This window comes from Lactobacillus mulieris (genome assembly GCF_007095465.1).
GTDB lineage: Bacteria > Bacillota > Bacilli > Lactobacillales > Lactobacillaceae > Lactobacillus > Lactobacillus mulieris.
This window is the reverse complement of sequence record NZ_SDGL01000017.1, coordinates 1-22,820: the sequence shown is the minus strand read 5'-3', so window position 1 is coordinate 22,820 and position 22,820 is coordinate 1. Positions and strand designations below refer to the sequence as shown.

Annotated in this window: 19 protein-coding genes; 6 read left to right on the top strand and 13 right to left on the bottom strand. The window is 33.3% G+C overall.

The features are described 5' to 3' along the window. Nucleotides 1-24 precede the first annotated feature (24 nt). On the top strand, nucleotides 25-438 hold the full coding sequence (locus ETI37_RS07175) for a YfhO family protein (protein WP_244285217.1): 414 nt from the start codon (nucleotides 25-27) through the stop codon (nucleotides 436-438). An 80-nt stretch (nucleotides 439-518) separates the two neighbouring features. Continuing rightward, the gene (locus ETI37_RS07170) at nucleotides 519-1,463 is read left to right on the top strand and encodes a glycerophosphodiester phosphodiesterase (protein WP_143458502.1); all 945 of its coding nucleotides are present in this window, start codon (nucleotides 519-521) and stop codon (nucleotides 1,461-1,463) included. Between the two features lie 92 nt (nucleotides 1,464-1,555). Here ETI37_RS07170 and ETI37_RS07165 read toward each other — a convergent pair whose 3' ends face one another. The 5 genes from ETI37_RS07165 to ETI37_RS07145 all read right to left on the bottom strand — a co-directional run bounded on the left by ETI37_RS07165 (nucleotide 1,556) and on the right by ETI37_RS07145 (nucleotide 7,688). After that, a complete protein-coding gene (locus ETI37_RS07165; protein WP_006585943.1) occupies nucleotides 1,556-2,173 on the bottom strand; it encodes a glycerol-3-phosphate acyltransferase in 618 nt (205 codons plus the stop codon). A gap of 2 nt (nucleotides 2,174-2,175) precedes the next feature. Next, on the bottom strand, nucleotides 2,176-3,321 hold the full coding sequence (locus tag ETI37_RS07160) for an LCP family glycopolymer transferase (RefSeq protein WP_006585944.1): 1,146 nt from the start codon (nucleotides 3,319-3,321) through the stop codon (nucleotides 2,176-2,178). Between the two features lie 152 nt (nucleotides 3,322-3,473). Next, the gene (locus ETI37_RS07155) at nucleotides 3,474-4,166 is read right to left on the bottom strand and encodes a 2,3-diphosphoglycerate-dependent phosphoglycerate mutase (RefSeq protein ID WP_006585945.1); all 693 of its coding nucleotides are present in this window, start codon (nucleotides 4,164-4,166) and stop codon (nucleotides 3,474-3,476) included. 259 nt (nucleotides 4,167-4,425) lie between these two features. Then, nucleotides 4,426-6,969 carry an ABC transporter permease gene (locus tag ETI37_RS07150; RefSeq protein WP_006585946.1) on the bottom strand — a complete coding sequence of 848 codons (2,544 nt, stop codon included), beginning with the start codon at nucleotides 6,967-6,969 and terminating at the stop codon, nucleotides 4,426-4,428. A gap of 17 nt (nucleotides 6,970-6,986) precedes the next feature. Then, entirely contained in the window at nucleotides 6,987-7,688 is a 702-nt protein-coding gene (locus ETI37_RS07145; protein WP_006587618.1) for an ABC transporter ATP-binding protein, read from the bottom strand. Between the two features lie 114 nt (nucleotides 7,689-7,802). Between ETI37_RS07145 and ETI37_RS07140 the strand changes: the two genes are divergently transcribed. After that, on the top strand, nucleotides 7,803-8,360 hold the full coding sequence (locus ETI37_RS07140; protein ID WP_006585948.1) for a TetR/AcrR family transcriptional regulator: 558 nt from the start codon (nucleotides 7,803-7,805) through the stop codon (nucleotides 8,358-8,360). A gap of 49 nt (nucleotides 8,361-8,409) precedes the next feature. Here the strand turns inward: ETI37_RS07140 and ETI37_RS07135 are convergent, their stop codons facing one another. The 4 genes from ETI37_RS07135 to ETI37_RS07120 are packed head-to-tail and all read right to left on the bottom strand — an operon-like array spanning nucleotide 8,410 to nucleotide 11,619. Further along, entirely contained in the window at nucleotides 8,410-8,871 is a 462-nt protein-coding gene (locus tag ETI37_RS07135; protein ID WP_022091092.1) for a threonine/serine exporter family protein, read from the bottom strand. Nucleotide 8,872: 1 nt separating this feature from the next. Next, on the bottom strand, nucleotides 8,873-9,640 hold the full coding sequence (locus ETI37_RS07130; RefSeq protein WP_006585950.1) for a threonine/serine exporter family protein: 768 nt from the start codon (nucleotides 9,638-9,640) through the stop codon (nucleotides 8,873-8,875). A gap of 11 nt (nucleotides 9,641-9,651) precedes the next feature. Beyond that, on the bottom strand, nucleotides 9,652-11,193 hold the full coding sequence (locus ETI37_RS07125) for an ABC-F family ATP-binding cassette domain-containing protein (protein ID WP_006585951.1): 1,542 nt from the start codon (nucleotides 11,191-11,193) through the stop codon (nucleotides 9,652-9,654). Nucleotides 11,194-11,250: 57 nt separating this feature from the next. Continuing rightward, a complete protein-coding gene (locus ETI37_RS07120; protein ID WP_006585952.1) occupies nucleotides 11,251-11,619 on the bottom strand; it encodes a hypothetical protein in 369 nt (122 codons plus the stop codon). Nucleotides 11,620-11,844: 225 nt separating this feature from the next. Here ETI37_RS07120 and ETI37_RS07115 point away from each other — a divergent pair, with 225 nt between their 5' ends. After that, nucleotides 11,845-12,450, top strand: coding sequence for a hydrolase (locus ETI37_RS07115; protein WP_006585953.1), 606 nt, complete (start codon nucleotides 11,845-11,847; stop codon nucleotides 12,448-12,450). A 70-nt stretch (nucleotides 12,451-12,520) separates the two neighbouring features. Here ETI37_RS07115 and ETI37_RS07110 read toward each other — a convergent pair whose 3' ends face one another. Both ETI37_RS07110 and ETI37_RS07105 read right to left on the bottom strand, forming a co-directional pair. After that, nucleotides 12,521-14,308 (bottom strand): monovalent cation:proton antiporter family protein, encoded by a 1,788-nt coding sequence (locus ETI37_RS07110; RefSeq protein ID WP_006585954.1) that lies wholly within the window; start codon nucleotides 14,306-14,308, stop codon nucleotides 12,521-12,523. An 80-nt stretch (nucleotides 14,309-14,388) separates the two neighbouring features. Then, on the bottom strand, nucleotides 14,389-16,209 hold the full coding sequence (locus ETI37_RS07105; RefSeq protein WP_006585955.1) for a glycoside hydrolase family 73 protein: 1,821 nt from the start codon (nucleotides 16,207-16,209) through the stop codon (nucleotides 14,389-14,391). 411 nt (nucleotides 16,210-16,620) lie between these two features. Between ETI37_RS07105 and ETI37_RS07100 the strand changes: the two genes are divergently transcribed. Next, nucleotides 16,621-17,052, top strand: coding sequence for a hypothetical protein (locus tag ETI37_RS07100; protein ID WP_006587616.1), 432 nt, complete (start codon nucleotides 16,621-16,623; stop codon nucleotides 17,050-17,052). Between the two features lie 106 nt (nucleotides 17,053-17,158). Next, nucleotides 17,159-19,201, top strand: coding sequence for a KUP/HAK/KT family potassium transporter (locus ETI37_RS07095; RefSeq protein ID WP_034535727.1), 2,043 nt, complete (start codon nucleotides 17,159-17,161; stop codon nucleotides 19,199-19,201). A gap of 34 nt (nucleotides 19,202-19,235) precedes the next feature. Here the strand turns inward: ETI37_RS07095 and ETI37_RS07090 are convergent, their stop codons facing one another. Together ETI37_RS07090 and ETI37_RS07085 are read right to left on the bottom strand one after the other, a co-directional pair. Continuing rightward, nucleotides 19,236-21,179, bottom strand: coding sequence for a M13 family metallopeptidase (locus ETI37_RS07090; RefSeq protein WP_006585958.1), 1,944 nt, complete (start codon nucleotides 21,177-21,179; stop codon nucleotides 19,236-19,238). A 102-nt stretch (nucleotides 21,180-21,281) separates the two neighbouring features. After that, a complete protein-coding gene (locus ETI37_RS07085) occupies nucleotides 21,282-22,496 on the bottom strand; it encodes an MDR family MFS transporter (RefSeq protein ID WP_006585959.1) in 1,215 nt (404 codons plus the stop codon). Nucleotides 22,497-22,820 lie beyond the last annotated feature (324 nt).

Below are 22,820 nucleotides of genomic sequence, written 5' to 3'. Positions count from 1 at the left end.
GTGCCTAAGAGTGGCAAAGTTACTTTGAAAATTAAGTTAAAGAAAGAAATTTCAAAAGGATCACTATTAAATCCTGAGCTTTACTTACTCAATAAACAAGCTCTTAATAAAACAATTTCTTATGCACAAAACAACCGACTTAAATTATCCAAATGGACAAATAATCAAATTGAAGGGATTGTCAATATCAAACAAGGGCAGTCTTTAATTACTACTATTCCATACACATCTGGCTGGAAAGCTTTTAGTGATGGAAAGCCTGTCAAGATTGTGAAAGCCCTAAATAGATTTATTGCTTTAGATTTACCAAAAGGGAAACACAAAGTCACTTTAAAGCATACAATGCCAGGTTTGAAATTAGGAATTATAGTTAGTTTTATAGGGCTAATAGCTCTGGTGTTTGAGTATCTAATCATTAAAAAGTCTTTATTTAAGTGAAACAACTAATTTAATAAAGATTTTACTGCTACTTTTATATCCGCTACAATTAGATTATCAATTTTTAGATTGGGGATTAGATGAAAAACATAAAGTCAAAGGGAGTTACTATTTTTAGTATCATTTTAGCGTCATTTTCTGTTGGATTGGGATATTGTATAGGTTATGCTAATGCGCCCAAAGTTATACAGACAAATAACAATAATGACAATTATATAAAACAAGGTGTAAATTTGGAGAAAAATTATGCCAATTATATCAATTATTTTGCAGCAAAACATGTTATTTCCCACAGAGGTAGTGGTTCTAATGATGAAATAGAGCCTACTTTTGCGGCATATGACCAAGCTATTGCTTCTGGCTCACACTATATTGAACAAGATTTAGTTAGTTCTAAAGAAGGAACATTATGGGTTAGTCACGATCCATCAGCCCGGCGAATCTTTCATTGTAACCAATTATTTAGAGATATGACCGATTCAGAAATAGAAGAACTAAAAACAGCTAATAATGAACATTGTCATAGATTATCTGAAGTTTTTAACCACTATAAAAAAGATAAAGATGTAAACTTTGTTGTCGAAGTACGTACAAAGTGGGATTTCAATCAAATACCTACTTTAGTTAAAACCATTCATGAATGTAAAATACCTGTTTCACGGCTAATAATACAATGTTGGACCAAAGAAGATGCGGCTAGAATTAAAAAGTTTCTTCCTAAAGTTAAAACATTGTTCTTGTGTGGCGATTACCCTGCTTTTGAAGAAGCAACCAAAGATTCAAACATAGATATTGTTGCTCCTGAGGAACATCTAGCATATCCACAAAACATTAAATTTGCGCATAAGCACAATAAACAATTTTGTACTTGGACTATTGATAGTTCTGCTCAAATAAAACAAGCAATTAAAAATGGTGTAGACTATTATTTCACTAACTACTCTGCAAAGGCTATTGATTATGAAAAAATATATCGTTGTCCTAGTTTTAAAACCTTTTTAAAAAGAAATCATTACAAACTATAATATAATAATCTGAGAAGAAACAAAAAGCGTAGATGTTAAGTGTTATAATACCTAACATCTACGCTTTTTATATTGATTTTTTCTAAACCTCTTTATATCTTTATTCCAATCTTTTTCTTGATACTAAATAAAATATCTACTTTCTTACCCTTGCCTTGAACAAAATCGATAATATCTTTCCAAAAACGAATAGTCATAATGATTCCTATGACCAAAAAAATTAAACCACGATTAGTTTTACCTAGTGATAAACTAACTACTCCAAAACAATAGGTAAAAAATAAAGGAGGAATGGTCAAATTTTTCATGATAATGGTTAATACTAGTGCAATTAGCAAAATAATCAAAGCCATTTTAAAATCAACAGCCAACATTGTAATTCCAATCACTGCTACCCCTTTACCTCCTTTAAAATGATTAGTAACAGGATAACAATGCCCTAGCATTAAACCTAAACCACAATATGCCATAGCTAGTTGACTTTTAAATAAAAGCCAAGTAATAGTTAAAGCCAATATACTTTTTACAGCATCCCCGATTAAGGTTAAAATACCCCACTTTTTTCCAAAAACAGCTCCCATATTAGCTGTTCCCGGATTACCTGATCCATTTTTAGTCGGATCTGCATGGAGAAAATACTTTCCTACAATTAAAGCAAATAAGAAATTACCTAATATGTATCCAATTATAAATGAACTAAAATGTATCAAGGTTAATAATCTCCTGTATCATCATTATCTTGATCACTATCGCTATTCGTATCTGAACTAGTGTCACTTCCATAATCATATACGGTATATTCTTGATCTTCGGTACTACTAAAACTAAAGCCATTTTGTTCATTTAACTTATTTTCATAAGTTTCAAAATTACTTATTTTTTCTTTTTCAAGACCTAATTCGCTACGTACATAATCAGATACTCTCTGAAGCTCGGTATCTGACATAACTTGGTAAGATGCTCCATCAATAGTAACACTCAATCCATGTAAATAATCACTCTTTGAAGTTGCAGTACTACTCTTATAGTTTTGGAAAATAGCCATCAAATTATTAAATGACAGATTAGTTTTTACATTTTCCGAAACCGAATTTAAAATTGACTCTAAGTTAGCCAAGGTTGAAATTGAAGAAGCATTCTCTATCAATGACATGATGACTTGTCTTTGTCGCAATTGACGTCCATAGTCACCAGTTGGATCATCATAACGCATTCTTGCATAAGCTAAAGCTTGAGAACCATTTAATTTAGTCTTCTTTCCCTTTTTAAAACTATAGCCCCCGTATGAAAAACTAAGTGGAGGTGTAACAGTAACGCCACCTACACCATTAACCATTTTACGCAAGCCACCCATATTTATTACAGCATAATATTTAATTGGAACGTTAATTAGTTTAGAAACAGTATTCATCGCCATTTTAGCTCCACCAATTGAATAGGCGGCATTAATCTTTTCCGCAGTCAATGATTTAGCACCCACCATTTGAGCCATTGTATCACGAGGAATGGACATAAGTGTATAACGCTTCTTAGAGGGATTAACAACTGCTACAATCATCGTATCAGTATTCCCCATTTTATCGGTTCTATTAAAAGCCCCTGTATCCGTACCCATTAATAAAACTGCAAAACTCTTTTTTCCATTAAAAGTTGAACTATTCGTAGCAACAGCAGTCTTAGGATCATAAGTTTTATCAATTGCACCCTTAGTTCTAAAAAAGATATAGCCAATATATGATCCTATCCCGAGCAATAAAATCATCATTACTCCAATAATCAAACGTAATTTTTTATTTCTTTTTCGTTTATTACTTTCATAAAGCGCTACTCGAGAATTGCTTGGATAATTATTCTGCATATACTTTTTCCTTTATATTGTTATGTTTTTTAATTTTATCTTTTTTATTTTATCGAAAAAATTTTAAAATATCACTCAAAAGGAATTTTCATAACCAAATTGTAAAAAATAAAAGACTATCCTCTAAGAGAATAGTCTTTTATAACGAATGATTAGTCGTCTAACTTAACCTTGTCAGTTACGTTCAACTTGTCGTCGAAAGTGTAAACAACTGGTTCACCAGTCTTCATTTCAAGATCCATAATATCTTCATCAGAAATACGTTCAATGTACTTAGTCAAAGCACGAAGTGAGTTACCGTGTGCTGCGATAATAACATTCTTACCTGCCAATAAGTCAGGAGCAATGTGATCTTCCCAGAATGGCATTACACGATCTAAACATACATGTAAGTTTTCTGCCTTTGGAACAATGTTAGGATCCAAGTTTGAGTAACGACGATCATGTGCTTGACTGTATTCATTATCATCATCAATTGCTGGAGGCAAAACATCGTATGAACGACGCCAAATGTGAACTTGTTCATCGCCGTACTTTTCAGCAGTAGCCTTCTTGTTTAAACCTTGAAGAGCACCGTAATGACGTTCATTAAGTCTCCAAGACTTAGTTTCAGGAATCCAAAGTTGGTCACTTTCTTCAAGTGCAAAGTGCAAAGTCTTGATAGCACGCTTCAATACTGAAGTGTAAGCTTGATCAAATTTAAGACCATGTTCCTTAATTAAACGACCAGCTCTTTTAGCTTCTTCAACACCTTTTTCTGAAAGGTTAACATCAACCCAACCAGTAAATTGGTTTGAAAGGTTCCATTCACTTTGACCGTGACGGATTAAAACTAATTTTGACATGAAATATCTCCTTTAAATAATTCAATGTTTCACTAACTATTTTACAACGGATAAACTTGTTTGCATAGGTTAAAAAGATATAAAAAGACCACTTCTCATGGAAAGAAGTGGTCTTTTTGGGCAAAGTTGGAATTCCACGTTCACAATAGGTCTTCCAAAACATCAACACTTCCCGTGCCTTGCTATTAAAAGCAGATGTCCCCTGATAAATATACGCATCTCGCGTTCTTTATCGACTCGTCATTAATGATTATATCATCTATTCAACCGACTTTAAAGCATCTAACATATCAACATCTTTAATCTTCTTGTGCATAATAAATGCTAAGACAGTAGTTATCACTGCTGGAATGAGGGCTGAGTAAATAAAGTTAGATATGTACATATTAGGATCAAACATAGCGTTAACGGGTGGTAAGGTGGTAATAATAAAGCTATGTAACCAAATACCGACTAAATATCCAGCTAGGATACCTAGAATTGAAAGAATAATAGTTTCCCGATAAATGTACATCGTAACTTCTTTATCAAAGAATCCCAATACTTTAATAGTTGAAAGTTCACGCATTCTTTCGTCAACATTAATATTAGTTAAATTATAGATAACAACTAATGCCAAAATTGTAGAAATTGCAATTAAAATCAAAATAACTTTATTAAGTGAATTAATCAAGTTATCAATCGTTTTCTTGTTGTTAACATTTTGATTAATACCTTTAATTGCACCAGTATCCATCAATTTTTCAGAAACTGTTTGTAATTTACCTGACTTAGTACTTATCAGATACCCATTGGTCTTATATTCTTTATCAAAGTAATGCTTATAAGCTTGTTTATTCATTACCATGTAGTGACCCATATACATTTCACAAATGCCACTAACTTTGAATTTTTTCCACTTATCGTTAGTATCTTTTAACTTAATATAATGTCCAACCTTAGCATTGGTTAATTGAGCCAACTTTTCAGAAATAACTACACCATTATTGGTTAATTTTAATTTCTTTCCAGTAGAACTGCTCTTTAAATTAATATACTTAGATAAGTCAGTATTGGCCTTAGGAACAATCACATTAATAGTTTGCTTAGTCTTGTCTTCCCCAAGATTACGATTCAAAGTAGTAAAGTGAATCCGCTTATAGCGTTTAACACTATTTGAATCTAGTTCATCCAATAAGTCTGCGTTTTGTTTAGAACTAGGATTTGAGTTCTTAACCGCAATCATGTCATATTTAATAATGTTGGTATATTGATTTTTACTAATTCCTGAAAGTGAATCTCGAATACCAAAAGCCATTACTAATAAGCCTGTACAACCAGCAACTCCAAAGATTGTCATTAACATTCTTGTCTTATATCTAAAGAGGTTTCTGAAGGTAACCTTGTGATTAAAACTCAATCTACTCCATAATGGTGTGATTCTTTCAAGGAAAATTTTTGAACCTTTTTTAGGTGGTTTAGGTAGTAATAATTGAGCTGGGCGATCTTTAACATCTTTCTTTAAGGCGTAAAGTGCTGCTAAAGTCGTACATGCCCAGGCAACAACTAGTCCTAATATTAGCCAAGCTAAAGAGAATTGACTTCTAAAGCCAGTCATTGTTGAATTGGCTGCATAAGCCTCAAAAATAATGCCAGGTAAGATTCTAAATCCACCAAATGCACCAAAAATCACACCAAATGTACTTGAAAGCATACTATAAACAATAAATTTCTTAGCCACATCAAAATTGCTATAGCCAATTGCCTTCATAGTACCAATATTAATTCTTTCTTCTTCCACAAATCTAGTCATTGTAGTTAAAGAAACTAAGGCAGAAATTGCAAATAAGAATACTGGGAAAATATTAGATAAAACGTCAATTCTTTCTGCATTTGAACGATAATTTTCATAACCTGGGAATTCATCACGAGTATTAACTGTGTAGCTAGGTTTATTCAAATGTTCAAGCTTCGCTTTAGCACTTTCAAGTTGCTTAATCTGACTTTGATATTCAGGTTTAACCGCTACAATTGCATTTAACTTAGTTAAACTATCATTAATTTCAGCAATTTTATTTTTGGTTTTACTTTCTTTAGCTGAAATATTCTTATCTAATTCCTTCTTTAAATCTTTTTCCTTGTCATTAATATAGTTAGAATACTTAGTTGAATATGGATTCATTTTAGCAGTCTTTTTATAAGTAATTCTAGCTATTCCAGTTGTTGTACCGGATTTAAAAGCAGACTTCTTTACAAAAGCAAAGCCAGATAATTGACCTGTACCTACAGTGGTTTGCCCCATATCGTGTTTATCTAAATACTCACTTGAGCGAACATAACCGACAACTTTAAACTTTTTATGCTTTAAACTACTGTGATTATCTAAAGTTATCTTTTTACCAAGTTTATACTTATCTTTCAACAAATAAGAGATAACAATTTCAGAGCTATTTTTAGGCATGTGGCCTTTAGTAAGTTCTACTTTAGATATCTTTTTGCTTTCAGAATATACCCTTAAACTCTTTTTACTATCATTAACAGTAGAATCTTGAAGATAACTATATTCAACCTTCTTTACACCAGATTGATTTTCGATTTTTTGTTTATCTTTACTATTTAAGCCATAGTTTGAAACAACTGTTATATCAGCTAAATTATTATTCTTAAATGAATCAACAGCTGTGCTTCTCATATCTGGACCCGTCATTTTAAGACCAATAAAGGTAAAGACAGCTACCATCATCAACATGAAAATTGCAACAAATCTACCTAAAGATCCAGTTATTGCTTGCCAAGCATCTTTCCATAGAATCTTTTTCTTCATTCAAATTCTCCTAGCTTTTACCATTCAATTTCAGAAATATCTGTTGGATGTTCATTCTTTTCAATCCTCTTAACTTGACCATCATGAACATGAATTACTTGATTGGCAATAGGTGCAATTGCGGCATTATGTGTAACAATAATAACTGTTGAGCCTTTTTTCGTACTCATTTCTTGTAAAATTTTTAAAACATGTTTACCAGTTTGATAGTCAAGCGCTCCAGTTGGTTCATCACAAAGTAAAATTGCTGGATTCTTTGCTATTGCCCGGGCAATAGCAACACGTTGTTGTTGTCCTCCTGACAATTGTGCAGGGAAGTTGTTCATTCTATCTCCCAGCCCCACTGCATCTAACGCTTCACTTGCTTCCATTGCATTAGGTACAATTTCAGCAGCTAATTCTACATTTTCTTTAGCTGTTAAATTAGGAACCAAGTTGTAGAACTGAAATACAAAACCAACATCTTTTCTACGATAAGCTGTTAATTCTTTTCTAGAATAGTTAGCAATGTTGTGGCCATTGATAATAACGTCACCACTAGTATTGGTATCCATACCTCCCAAAATATTGAGCAAAGTAGATTTTCCTGCTCCAGATGATCCGAGAATAATTACTAGTTGACCTTTATCAACTGAAAAAGTAATATTCTTATTAGCAAGAACAGTTGTATTTCCAGTTTTATATTCTTTAGAACTGTTTTTTACATCAATTATTGACATATTATTCACTCCTAATCTGTACATTGTGTTGATTTACTATGCAAGTATTCTAGCACCTTTGCCTTTGTTTTCTATGTACATTTTTCAATAAGGCGTTGATATAAGGAGAAAATTATGGGAAATATTCGAAGAACAAATTCTAAACAGAAAATTAAAGATGCTTTTATTTATTTATTAAAAACCGAAGGTTATCAAAAGATGACTGTTTCTAGCATTACTAAAAAAGCCCAAATCAATCGGGGAACTTTTTATTTAAATTATCTCGATAAGAGTGACTTATGGCGAGAGATTAAGGAAACTATCTTAACCGATATTTCTGCCTGCCTAAAAATTGAACCTCAAAATCCACATTTCTTTTCCGAAGCATCCTTAAAAGAAGTTATTAATTACTTAATCAAACATCAAAAACTACTATTTTCAATATTAAATAGTGATTTATATCCGGAATTTATTGCAGATTTTTATAAAACATTAGTAAAAATTTTCTCAAAATACCACAATCAAAATAATGGTCCTCTTAAACAGCCTTATGCTTATGAAGTAGTCTTTAGTGGTATTGCTACTATTTTCACTTTATGGATTCGACGCGAAATGCGAGAAAGTCCAGAAGAATTATTAAAAATTATTAAAGCTTATCGTGAAAACGCTCCCACAAACATTTTATCATTATGAAATATCTGTAAACAGCAAAACGACCTGTATCACCTGATACAAGTCGTTTTTACTGTTTATTCTTATAATGCATCTTCAAACGATAAATAAATTCACTTTGTAAAGTTGATAATAAAAATCCAAGAGCAATAGCAACCGTAATGATTCCTACTCTTAGCATTAAGTCCTCAGCCACATCATATTTACCTTGTACTAATGCACGTACAGCCATATAAGCAGGGGCTCCTGGAACAAGGGGCACTAGAGCGGGAATGTTAAATACTGATACAGGGCATTTTTTTATTCTTGCAAAAAATAAACCCAACATCCCAATTACAAAAGCCCCAACTAAATTGGCAATCATTCTTCCTGAGTGTAATCTAATTAACACCCAATATGTCATCCATCCACAAGCCCCACTAATTCCAGTTAAAAACAGTGCACGCCTTGGAACATTAATTGTCAATGCAAACCCCATTGAGCCAATAATTGAAAATACAATATTAATTAAAATCTGTAACCATATTGCCATCTTAAGCACCTAAAAACCGCATAATAATACCTACTCCACCACCTAAAGCAAGTGCCGTCATTACCGCTTCAACAAAGCGTCCAATTCCACTCATTAAATCTCCTGCGAATAAATCACGCAGCGCATTAGTTAATGCTAAGCCTGGTACCAGCGTCATTAAAGCTCCAACTAATATTTTATCAATCGAACACTCTGGCACTAGCAAACGAATTAAGTAAGTTAATAATGCCATAAACATAGCTGCTATTAGCTCAGATAAGAATCTGATTCTAGTATATTTTTGAATAAAATAATAAACTAAGAATCCCAAGCAACCCACTATTGCAGCAGCTGGAAAATCAAGCCAATCATAACTATCAAAAAATAAAATCATTAAAGTTGAAGACAAACTAGCAGCACCAACTAATTGGAGCCACAGAGGAAAAGCCGCTGTATTAGTTGCTACGTCATGTAACTTTTCATCTAATTCCTGTAAGTCAATTTCTTTATTGGCAAATTGACGAGATAAATTATTTACCCGATCAACTAGTTCTAAGTTAATATTCCGTTCTCTTACTTGTTCTATCTGTGACAGTTGACCAGAATCTAAGGTCAAAAAAACTCCAGTTGGGGTAGCAAAGACTTGAGGATCTGTTACTCCAGCATTGCGAGCAATTCTAAGCATTGTATCCTCAACTCTACTCATTTCACTTCCACCCTCAATCATCAAGTGCCCTGCTAATAAACAAATCCTTTGCACTTCTTTTAAACGTTCTTTATCTTCAAACATAATGACCTCAATTAGTTCATTTTTTCAATATCAATTGTTTTATCAACCCAATCTCCTCTAAAGAAATCACGTTCGTGGCTGACAATGATAACCGCACCTGGAAAATTTACAATAGCTTTTCTCAAAGCATCCTTAGTTTCATTATCCAAGTGATTAGTTGGCTCATCAAGGAAAAGAATATTAGCCGGTTCAAATTGCATTTTTGCTAATTTCACTTTTTCTTGCTCCCCACCTGATAATTCCCCTAGTGGACTCATTGCTTGTTGTGCTGTTAATCCCATTCTAGCCAATGCTTGTCGCAATTCTTTAGGCTTAATTTTTTCATAGCATTCAGCTAGATATTGTAATGGTGTCATATTTTTATTGGGCCAAGCTAAGTCTTGCTTAAAGTAAGCTAGTTTTGCTGTAGCAGATAATTCAAAACTACCATATACCGGCTTTAATTTCCCTAACAAAGTCTTTAATAAAGTGGTCTTTCCTATACCATTAAAACCAGTCACAGCCACTTTTTCATTTCCACCCACACTAAAATTAAACGCATGTTTCACTAATGCTTGATCATATCCAATGACTAAGTCTTGAGTTTGTAGTAATAAATTAGAGGCAGTAGCTACATATGGGAAATCAAATTTGGCCCTTTTATTATTTTGTGGGGGAGTTAATTTCTCCATTCGATCAAGTTGTTTTTGTCTTGAACGCGCACTTTTAGCACGTGTACCTGCTTTATTTTTACGGATATATGCCTCAGTTTTGGCTATTTTTCTTTGTTGATTTTGATATGCTTTTAAGTATGTTTCCCTATCTTGCGCCTTTTGACGCATAGCATGTTTCAAATCACCGGTATAGCGAGTGATTGTTCCAAAGTCAATATCAATAATGCAGTTAGTAATTCTTCCTAAAAAGTCATAGTCATGGCTAACTACGATAAATGCTCCTTCAAAATCATTTAAATAGGTAACTAGCCAATCTATATGATTAACATCAAGATAATTAGTTGGTTCATCTAATACTAACACTTGCGGTTTTTCTAAAAGTAATTTAGCTAAAATCAGCTTCGATCTTTGACCACCAGACATTTCACTAACATCTTTATCATAGCCTAATTCAAGTAACCCTAGTCCACTTGCTACTTGATCAATTGCAGTATCAATATCATAAAAGCCCACTTCTTCTAAATGAGTTTGAATTTTCCCTGCCTTATCCAGTAATGTTTGATCACCTTTTTCACTATATTCAACATATAAATTGTTTAACTTCTCTTCTTGTGCAAATAAATCTGCAAAAGCCGTTTTTAAAAATGATTTCAAAGTCATACCAGGCGTTAATTTGGCATATTGATCAAGATATCCAACCTTTATATTCTTTTGCCACTTAACTTGTCCATCATCGGGTACAATTTCACCAGTTAAAATTTTAATTAAAGTTGATTTACCAACTCCATTTTGACCAGTAACTCCCATATGATCTTCTTTATTCAATACAAAATTTGCATCTTCATATAAAGTTTTATCAATGAATCCCTGGCTTAAGCCAGTAACTGTTAATAAGCTCACTTTTTTCTCCCTTTTTGTCAGTTAAGAATTATTATATAGCAATATGTATAATTTGCCTTAACCTTTACTTTTTTGCTCTTGTTCATATTCTTGCAAAATATGTAATACACGTGGCCACATTCTCTTAGGTAAAATCAATTGCAATTTATCTTGATAAATTGGAAAATCTGATTTCTTCAAACCAGTCAGCCTTGCTAATTCTGCATCATCAAGGCCATATTGATAGACAATTCTCTTAATTTCAGCAGAGGCATGGGCTCTAAAATATGAATAAATATAAAACATAACCGCTATTATTGCTGCTCCAAAAATTGTAAAGCTCAAATTCATATGAAAAGTATTAAACAATATAAAAAACATAGCAATAAAAGTTAAAACAGCTGAAATAACTGCATAAATTATAGGAAAGATATTACGATTTGTCATATAGGATCTCCTTTTTTACATTTGTATTTCTACTTGTAACCAAAATGTAATATTTATTTCAAATCACTAGTATTTGTAATTTTACTATTAAAGTTCTGAAACATTCTATTTATATAATATTACCTATTAAGAAATAGTATTTATTAATTATCGAAATAAAAAGTTATTAATTTTAGAGGGAGTAGATTTTTTATTTTATTAACTAAGCGTTTTGCTGCTACTATTGTGGCTATTTCATTATTAATTGTAAACTTTATTGAAGTAAATCCAACTCAAGCAGCTTCAGAAAAAACAAATTATAACGTATCAACTAGTTTGGTTAATGATACCATCAAACCAGTTAGAATGCGTGCTAAATTAATCAAAGAAAGACAAAAAGCTGCTATTGAAGAACTAACTAAAAATGCTAAAGCTGAACAAGCTAAAATGGATGCTCAAGCTAAGGCTGAAGCTGAAGCTAAGGCACAAGAAGAACAAAAACAAGCTCAACAAGCAGTTACCCAAGCTCCAACACCAACTGCTAATACTACAAGCCAAGCAAATACTCAAAACATATCTGGTGTAAACAAGGGAACTTTTAAACTTAGCTTTTATGATCCTGCCGCTTTAGGTTCAAATATGGGCTATGGTGGCGTTGCTGCTAATTTATCAGTTTTCCCTAAAGGAACTAGATTAAAAATTACTCTTTCAGACGGAACTGTTTGGTATCGAGTAGTTAATGATACTGGTGGTTTTGCAGCTGCCAACCCTAATCAATTGGATGTTGCTATGCCAAATAGTCAAGTCCCTGCTGCTGGTATTTTATACGCTACAGTTGAAGTCATTGGCTAATTTATCTCAATTAAAATTCATAAATTTCTATCCTAAAAAAGGACGTGCTTTGCACGCCCTTTTGTTTTACCTAATTTTTTCTACTCAACAGTTCTCTAATCATATCCGCATCTTCAACTTTTCCAGTATAAACTATCTCATCCCCTACTTCTAAAACAGTAGTTCCATGCGGAGCTAGCCATTCACCATCGCGCTTAATCCGACTAACAGTAATTTTATCAATAAAAGATAAATCCATTAACTGATGACCTGCATAGCGATGGTTTTGAATTTTAACATCATAAAGAATATTATCAGAATCAGTTAAAATTTCATAAAAGGCTGGTGATTCTATCAAAGCTCTCATTGCAGAAGTTCTAGCACTGTATCCATTAAAAACCTCAATATCTAATTGACCTAATTCAGCAATTCGGTTAGCATCCGGCTGTTTTTGTCTAACAATAACTCTTTGAGTTCCTGCTTCTTTTGCTTTTTTAGCAAATTCATAATTTCGTTCATCATCTGATCCAGAACTTGCAACGATATCATAATTAAAATCGGTAGTTGCTAAAATATTATCACAATACACTAATGATTCCACTCGGCTTTTATAGGTATTATACGCCTCTTGATCATCAGTAATCATTTCAACTGAATACCATTTATTATGAAGTTCTTGAGCTACAGCAACAGAAAAAACATTTGCACCATAAATTAGTACTTTTTCTTTAATTTTATCTTCTGGTGCTAATTTAAACAATGAATTAAAAATAATCGGCCCTGCAATACAAGTAATGATAGCTGCTAAAGTAAAAGCATCTGATTGTGTTTGACTAATAGCATTTAATTTTCGTGCAACTTGTAAAGTTGGTAAAACAATCGTAATCGTTGTAGCTGTAAGCAAGCCACCAGCTAATGCATTTCCCTTAGTAAAAAATTTCAAATATGTCAAGGCAGCTGGAAGTTTTGCAATAAAGAATGCTAAAACCAGAATAGGTAATAACATTAAAGCTGCTTGATTAGTAAACAGGCTTTTCAGATTAAGCTTAGCTCCTGTCATCATAAAGAAAAATGGAATAAAAAATCCATAACCAATAGAAGTAAGTTTATCCTTGGTAGCCTCACTAGGTTCTAGTAATTTCATTACTATACCCGCTAAGAAAGCACCCAAAATGTTTTCTGCACCAACTTTTTCAGCAATTGATACTAAAGCAAAAATCAAAAAAAATGCTAGACGAATATCTATTTGCGTAGTCTGTTTGGTAATTTTGTTAAACCAAAGATAAGGTCTTTTAAAACGAATTAACAAGACGATTGCAGCCAAGAATAAAAGGATAATTAACCACAACTTTTCTGCATCTCCACCGTGAATCGAAGCATAGATTGTTAATCCTAATAACGGAATTACTTCCCCTAATACTGCAGTTAATAAAATACTCTGACCAATTGTCTTACTCAAAATCTCTTTTTCTTTTAAAGTAGCAATAACTACTCCTAAGGCGACTGTCATAAAAATAATACTTGCTAAAAATATATCTTTAAACAACCCCAAAATCGATAACACTACTCCTAAAGAAACTGAAAAAATAGCAATTCCTAAGAAAGATATGGCTGCTATTTTTACAGGATTTATTTGCGAGTCCTGCTTTTTATTAAAAAGGTCGAATTCTATTTCCATTCCTGATAAAAAAATCAGAATAATAACCCCTAAATTAGATAAAAAATTCAATTGACTATTACTAGTATCAACCCAATTAAATCCACTAACTCCTAAAATAATTCCTACGATAATTTCAGCAACAGCTGTAGGAATATTTCGTAAATTAAATTTGGCCATCAAAATTGGAATAACCAAAGCCATTAAAATTACTAAAAGCATGATATTTCCCTTCTTTATTTATCATAAGAAAAGGATAACAAAAAGAGTTCTCTAATCAAAGAGAACTCTATTGAAATTCATTAGTTTTCTAATTTAAGATACTGACCATCAACCCATTGGTCGCCACCTAGGTTATACCAAGTTGTGCCATTAGCAAGAGTTGCTTTCTTAAATACTCTCCAACGACTGCCATGAGGCAAATATCTACCTAGCATTCCTGAACCTGGATTCTTCCATACCATGATTCCGTAACCTGGTACGTAGTTGACTTGGCCTACTGCACTCATATTTTCTACAGAAGTTATATTATTTTTAGTTGCATCATCTACTAAATATCTTCCGTCAGCCCATTGATTGCCACCAAGGTTATACCACTTATTGCCATTTACTGTCACATAACCATATACTTGCCAACGACTACCATGAGCTAAGTATCTTCCCAGCATTCCTGATCCTGGGTTCTTCCAGAGCATTATTCCATAACCTGGTACATAATTTACTTTCTTTACTGTTCTTTCTGAAACAAAGTTGCTTGGAGTAGCTGTAGTAGCTTTTTTACTTTCTCCTGCTACTGTCGCATTTCCATCTACTAGGTATCTTCCATCTACCCATTGGTTACCACCAAGATTGTACCATTTATTGCCATTCACTGTTACATAGCCATATACTTGCCAGCGGCTGCCATGAGACAAGTATCTTCCCAGCATTTCGGATCCTGGGTTCTTCCAGAGCATTATTCCGTAACCTGGTACATAGTTTACTTTCTTTACTGTTCTTTCTGAAACAAAGTTACTTTGAGTATTACTATTTGTTTTGGCAGTGGTTGTTGTACTTGCACTAGTATTAACTGTTGGTACAGATGATAATCCTGTTGCATATACATATTTAGCTAAAATCCATTGATTTCCACCTAAGTTATACCATGTTTCGCCATTTACAGTGGTTTTACCAAATATCTTCCAACTTGAGCCTACAGACAATGTTCGACTAGTAATATTCTTATTTGGTCCTTCCCACACATATACTGGTGATGAATATGTTATTTTGGCAATTGGAGATCCTGAATTACTACTTGTTCCCGGTTTTTCATTAACAGGGGATTGACTTGACCCACCAGCCAAAAGTGAACCACTAATCCATCCATTGCCAGTATGCATGTAACTCATACCGTTTTTATAAGTTATAGTTTTATCTACCGTAATAACTTGACCAGCTGTTACACTTCCAGTAGCACTAACTACATTAGGACTAGCAGGACCTGAATATACTGTTCCATTAGACGTAACTTTCATTACTCTAGTAGTGTTATCGATAGATGGATCATATTGATTAAGGCCATAATATTGAATTACATTGTTTAAAGAACGAGGATAATTAGGATCAGTAGCATACCCCCCATCCTTTAAGCCTTGAGTAGCTACTTGATAATTAGCAGCATTTTCAACCCATGCCATTCTATAACGATTTGAATAACCGTAAGTACCGGTTCTCAATAGATATCCATTATCTTCAAAAGATGCTTCCCAAGAAGGATATTTTCTAAAGCCGGCATTTATGTTATAATAACCGGTTCCTGCTGCCCATTCGGCAGTATCTGCATAATAAGATTGACCGTTGTAAGAACCTTTCATACCAAATAAATTATTGGCTTGTGTAGCTAAAGATGAAACACCCCAACCTGATTCAAGTATTGCTTGCGCAAGCATAACTGAAGTATACGTTCCATACCTTGCAGAAGCTACTTCTGCATTAGGTACAGCAGTATTTAAAAAGGCCTGCTCCTTGGTGGCTGCCTTAACAGTATATGAAGTTTCGATATTAGCTAAATTGTTGGTAACTGGCACAGCAACGGAGGCGAGCAGAGCTGCGGTAGCAACGCCAGTGATTTTTTTAGTTTTCATATTATACTTTCCCTCCAATATAATTCAATCATATTGTACAGTGCACTATCAGTACATTTCAACCGAACTAGAGTTTTGCAACACAAAAGTAATAATTCATCATATTTTTAACAAAATTATTACTTTTTTACTTATTATTGGCTTTCAATAAATATTTTGAACTATCTTTTTTCCTTATTTGTTATAACTACTTCTCAACCATCGTAACTTATAGTAATAAAATATAATATAGTTAATAATTTCTTTAATTGTAGTATTACAATTATAATTATAATACTAGTAAAGATTGTTACATAATATTTCAATAACTAAAAGCGATGTGGAAAACTACTTAAAGCCTTCAAACTAGTTGATTTTAAGTTGATTTCTGGGTAAAATTACAAGTGATTTATTTTAATTTAGTTAATTAATCTGGACATTTTTAAAGGAGTTCTTACCTTGACTGAAGAATTAAACAAAAATACTGACGAATTTGAAGTTGTTGTACCAGAAGCTAATCGCGAAGAAATGCCTAAGGCTGAATTTAAAGAACAACCTGCCTACCTTGTAAACTTCGCCAACTTCTATATTGCTAAGTATAACCAAAATGACCTTGAAATTATGGGTTCTTTTGATAAAAAAGGGAATATCTTGGATATTAATACATACTTACTTAATAACATCAACTTTTCACGAAAAGAATTAGTAAAGCATGTATTAAATGTTCACGACTACAACTTCAAGAGCTTGCTTGATGAAGTTGTCGCCAAGAGCAACATTGACCCAGAAAGTTTCGCTACTTTCGAAGATTGGGACAAGTGGTATGAAGCTGAACGTAATCAAATTCCAGGAAGTTTATCATAATATCGATATTCATTCCTTGATTTGAAAACATGGGACAATCAAAAAGAATGTCGATGGGCATTCTTTTTTGATTAAAGTGTTTTTTCTTACATAAAAGAGGTTCATGATGAAATTAAAAAAGCGTGATCAACTAACAGCTGCTGGTTTATTAATATCAATTGGAATTGTTTACGGAGATATTGGAACTAGCCCACTTTATGTTATGAAGTCAATTGTAGCTGGCAATGGGGGGATGACTAATATTAGTCGCGAACTAATATTAGGAGCTATCTCTTTAATTTTTTGGACAGTTACTTTGTTAACTACCATAAAATATGTTGCTATTGCCTTAAAAGCTACAAACCATGGTGAAGGTGGTATCTTTGCTCTTTATGCTTTAGTTAGAAAACGAGCAAAATGGCTAGTTATTCCTGCTTTAGTCGGCGGAGCAGCATTACTAGCTGACGGAGCATTAACTCCTGCAGTTACAGTCACCACTGCTATCGAGGGACTTAAAGGGATGGAATTTGGTGGCAATATATTAGTTTCCACCCAGGGAATGGTAATTTTAATTACTGTTTGTATACTACTTTTATTATTTGCTATCCAACGGATGGGTACGAGCCTTATTGGAAAAGCCTTTGGGCCAATTATGTTAATTTGGTTCACTTTTCTTGGCGTCATTGGGCTACTTAATATGGCAAATGACTGGTCCATCTTGCAAGCATTAAATCCTATTTATGCTGTAAAAATTCTATTTAGCCCAGTAAATAAAGTAGGTATTTTTATATTGGGTTCTATTTTCCTAGCTACTACCGGGGCTGAAGCTTTATATTCAGATGTTGGCCATGTTGGTAAAGCAAATATCAAAGGCTCTTGGCCATATGTATTTGTTTGCTTGATTTTAAACTACCTTGGTCAAGGAGTTTGGATTTTACAAAATCCTGGCTTTAAAACTAGTGGAGATTTCAACCCCTTTTATCAAATTGTTCCTGAGAACATCAGAATCTATGCTATTATTTTAGCTACCTTGGCTGCTATTATTGCCTCTCAAGCTTTAATTACTGGTTCATTTACACTTGTTTCCGAAGCTAGTCAATTGAAATTTTTACCACGAATGAATATTGTTTACCCCACCACAGAACAAGGGCAAATTTATATTCCTTCTGTTAATAAAATGTTAGGAGCAACTACTTTAGCTGTAGTTTTCTTCTTTCAAACTTCTGAACATATGGAATCAGCCTACGGATTAGCAATTACAGCCACTATGCTGATGACAACTATTTTATTATCTGAATATCTAGCTAAAAAAGGTGTTCACCTTGTCTGGCGAATCTTATTCTTAATTTTCTTTGCTGCAATTGAAATTATGTTCTTAATTTCCAGCTTAGTTAAATTTGTTCATGGCGGTTACGTAACTGTTATTATCGCTGGGTTAATCGGAATAGTTATGTATATTTGGTATTTTGGTAATAAAGTACGTGATAAAAGGGAAGCCCGTAATTCTTATGTCCGTTTGGATGAATATACTAGTATGTTAACTAATTTAAGTCATGATGAAAACTATCCAACTTATGCTACTAACTTAGTTTACATGGCTAAAGTTAAATATAATAAATTTATCAAGCGTGAAGTTCTTTATTCAATCTTAGATAAGCGTCCTAAACGTGCAAAAGCATACTGGTTCGTAACTGTTAATGTAACTAATGAGCCTTTCACCGCTGAATATGCTGTAAATACTTACGGAACTAAAAACGTAATTAATATCCAACTTTATCTTGGATTTAAAAAACAAACTAGCGTTAATGTATACTTGCGACAAATAATTCACGATTTAATTGCCGATGGGACAATTGAATCTCAACCTCAAGAATATACAACTACTCCTGGTAGAGATGTTGGTGACTTTAGTTTTGTTATTGTTCAAGATGTCGTAAGCCCGCAAACAGAGTTAACCACTTACGAAAAATGGATTATTCAAGCCCGTGTTGGCTTACAAAATTCATCTTCTAATCCTGCGAGTTGGTTTGGACTTGACTATGCTGATACCGTAGTTGAACGAGTACCTTTGATTTTAGGTAGACCTACTCCCTCATATATTAAACGAGTTGATCCTATTAACTACGCTAATTTAAAAAAGAAATTAAAGGGTGACGGAAATCGAGCATAAAGAAAAACGACTTCATTTTGAAGTCGTTTTTCTTTTACCAAATTTCAACCCGCTTCTCAGGCTCTAAGTACATCCCGTCACCCGGTTTAACATCAAAAGCTTTGTAAAATTCTTCTTGGCATTGACTTTGAACATTAGCACGAAGTGGACCAGGAGCGTGTACATCAACAGCAGTAATGCTCTTGATAGCTTCTTCTTTTTGTTTGATTGCCCATACACGAGCAAAGTTTTCGAAGAGTTCTTGCATACTTGCATCCCCTTCACCTTTAGCTGCATGAACTGCTGCAGTTAATCCGCCTTGATCTGCAATATTTTCTGAAACGATTAGCTTACCATTTAACTTAACAGGGCCATATTGAATTCCATCAAACAAATCAATCTCAGCTTGAATTCTCTTCTTAAATTCAGCATAATCTTCATCTTGCCACCAGTTAACCATATTACCCAATTCATCAAATTGAGAACCATTGTTATCAAAGGCGTGTGAAATTTCATGCGCAATAACAACACCAATTCCGCCATAATTTTCACTTCTGGTTTGATTTAAATCATAAAACGGCTTTTGCAAAATTGCAGCTGGGAATGTTAAATCGTTTCTTTGTGGATCATAGCATGCATTTACCAAATTACCTGGCATTGCCCAAACAGTTCGATCTACTGGCTTAGGTAACTGTTCATATTCATATTCTTGAGCCAAGCGATTATTTACTACCGTGTTTTCATACAAGCTTACACTTTCATCAACTTTGAAGCGATTATATACTTCTTCGCTCTTTTCAGGATAGCCAATCTTTAGCTCCAATGCTTGTAACTTAACTACCGCTTTATCACGAGTAGCTTTTGAAAGCCAAGAATTTTCAGCCAAACGCTTTTCATAAACTTTAATCATTTTATGAATCATGTCAATAACATCAGCTTTAGCATCCTTACCAAAGTAGTTTTGACCATAATAAATACCAACAATTTCGCTAAAACGACTGTTAGCAAGGCGATAAGCTTGCTTTTCACCACTAGAAAGTTCAGCTAAGCCATATAGTGCTTGACTAAATGGAAAAGCTGCCTTACGAAAATCAGCTGATAAAGTGGAGGCTACATTATTAATAAAGCGTGCCAACATCCAGCCTTTAATTTCCTCAAAGACCGTAGCATTAAATAGTTCTTCTGCATGGTCTAAATAACCTGGGTCTGCTTCAATAACACGATCTGGTTTCATCCCAACTAAGCCTTCAATATGTCTTACAATATCATAGCTCTTAAATTTAGCTGCAAAATCAGCTAAACTCATAGGATTATAACTTGCAGGGTAGTCAGCCCATTCTTCACTTGATTTAACTACCTTAGCAATTCTCTCATCGTATTCAAGGGCTTTTTCAACATATTTTTCTGCATCATTAGAACTTAATCCAGCCATTTCAAGCAAGTTAACAGTTTGCTTTTGATAAATTGGAAGCAATTGCTCTTTAGCTTCTGTTTGGTAAGTTACTGTATCCGGCAAAATAGTACTTGGACCAACATTCTTCAAAATATTAATCTTAGTATTCTTCATATCAGGCTCTACACCAAAAAGTAATGGTAATGGAAAACCTGCTTTATCAAGTTCTAAAGCCTTATTCTTGAAGTCAACAAAATCCTTTAAATTAAGCAACTTTTTAAGATCAGCTTGAATTGGTTCAGCACCTTCACTATTACGCTTATCAAAATTGCGAGCCACCTTGTATAAAGCAACAGCCTTATCTAAGTTAGGGAGATCAGGTATCACCTTTTTACCATCAGCAAAATCAGCAAAATCTTGCATCAATTGCTTTTCTACATTTTCATCAATCTTACCGAAACTCCCCATACTTGAACGGTCAGCTGGAATTTCAATCGTTTTAAGCCAATCAGAATTAACAGCTAAATATAAGTTATCTTGTGGCCGAACGCCAGATTTAGGATTAGTAATATCTCCTGCGCCACCACGTACAGCTAAATTATTCATAACTAACCTCCTTAGGATGTGTTAGTCTAATGATACCATTATTAAAATTATCTTGTCTATTATTAAATTTATTAAAAAACACCAGAGCAACGGTGCTTTTATTTATTTAAATAATTTAATTTTCGGTTTTACACGAGTATGCATTGGAACAAGAATCATTAAACATAAAAAAATTATGATTGCTGCAAAAATAAAGAACGGAATATAACTAAAACGGTCAATAATTAACCCACCAATTAATGGGCCAATTGCCCGCCCAGCTGAACTTGCAACAATAGTTAGTCCCTGATATTCTCCCTTTACTTCAATAGGAGTTAAATCATTTACATAAGATGGAATCGCAGGAAAAGCTGTTGCTTCTCCAAATGTTAAGATCACCATTGATAATAAGAAGTGACTAAAATCTCTAGCAAAAATTAATGTTACAAACGATAATGAAAACATTAAAATTCCAAACACCACTTGTTGAAATGTTGTTTTAAAAATATGTTCAAAACGAGCCAAAACTGCCTGAATTATCACAATTATCAAGGCGTTAACAGTCCAAAGTAAACTATACATATGAAATGGAATATTAAAAGAAACAATATAAACCGATAAGTTTGATTCCCAATTCATATACATCAGCCAGGTAATTCCTAAAGTAATGAACAAGCCGTAATTCATCAATACATTAGCTTTAGGCAGTTTAACTTTTTTCTTTTCTTTTTTCACCTTATTTTTTAGCAATTCTTTATGATATGCAATAATTGGACGATAATTAATTGCAGCGTTTATCGTGGCTAATAAATATAAAATAGCTGCTAATACAAATAAAAAGATTACTGAAAAGTCATATAAATATCCTACTGCCAGTGTTCCAGTTACCACACCAATATTTTGCGCAAAATAAATTAGATTAAAAACTTTTTTACTAGGAATTTTTTTAATACTAGTTGCCATGGAATTAATTAATGCTCCATCCCAACCAGCAAAAAAGCCAGCTAGAGTCAGCCATAACCAATATTCAGGCCATCCAGGAAATAAAGCTAATAAGAACAACACCACTGCATCCAAAAATAGACCTGCAACTACTAATGGATAAGGATTCATTCGATCATATAATCGTCCAGCAATCATTGATCCAAACATATTAGCCATGCAATTGAAAAATAGTACTACACCAATCATTGCCAAACTAACATGCAATTCCTTATTTAAATAAACAGAAGTTAACGGCCAGATAAAACTCGACCCTAACCAAGTAATTAACTCGCCTAATAGAAGTGAGTGAATATTTACTTCTTTAACTTGACTGGCACCATGCGCCGTTTTCATAATTTCTCCTCCAAACTTATTATCCTAAGTTTAGCAAGAAAAAGAGGACTAATCAAAAAAAGATAGACACCGTCTATCTTTCTTATTAACTATTGTTTCCAATCACTATCAAATTTAGTTTTACCCGCTTTAATCAAACTATCAATATTTTTAGTTTTCGCTTGAGATAAAATTCCAGATAAAATTGATGATACATCATTAAAGGTTGTTTCCGAGTTTTTAGTTACAGGGAAATTATATAATCTCTTACGCGTGGTGCTAGTTAAATCTTTCTAGACAATAAGCCAAATTATAAGCTAAAATTGCAATTTCCAACCGGCTTTG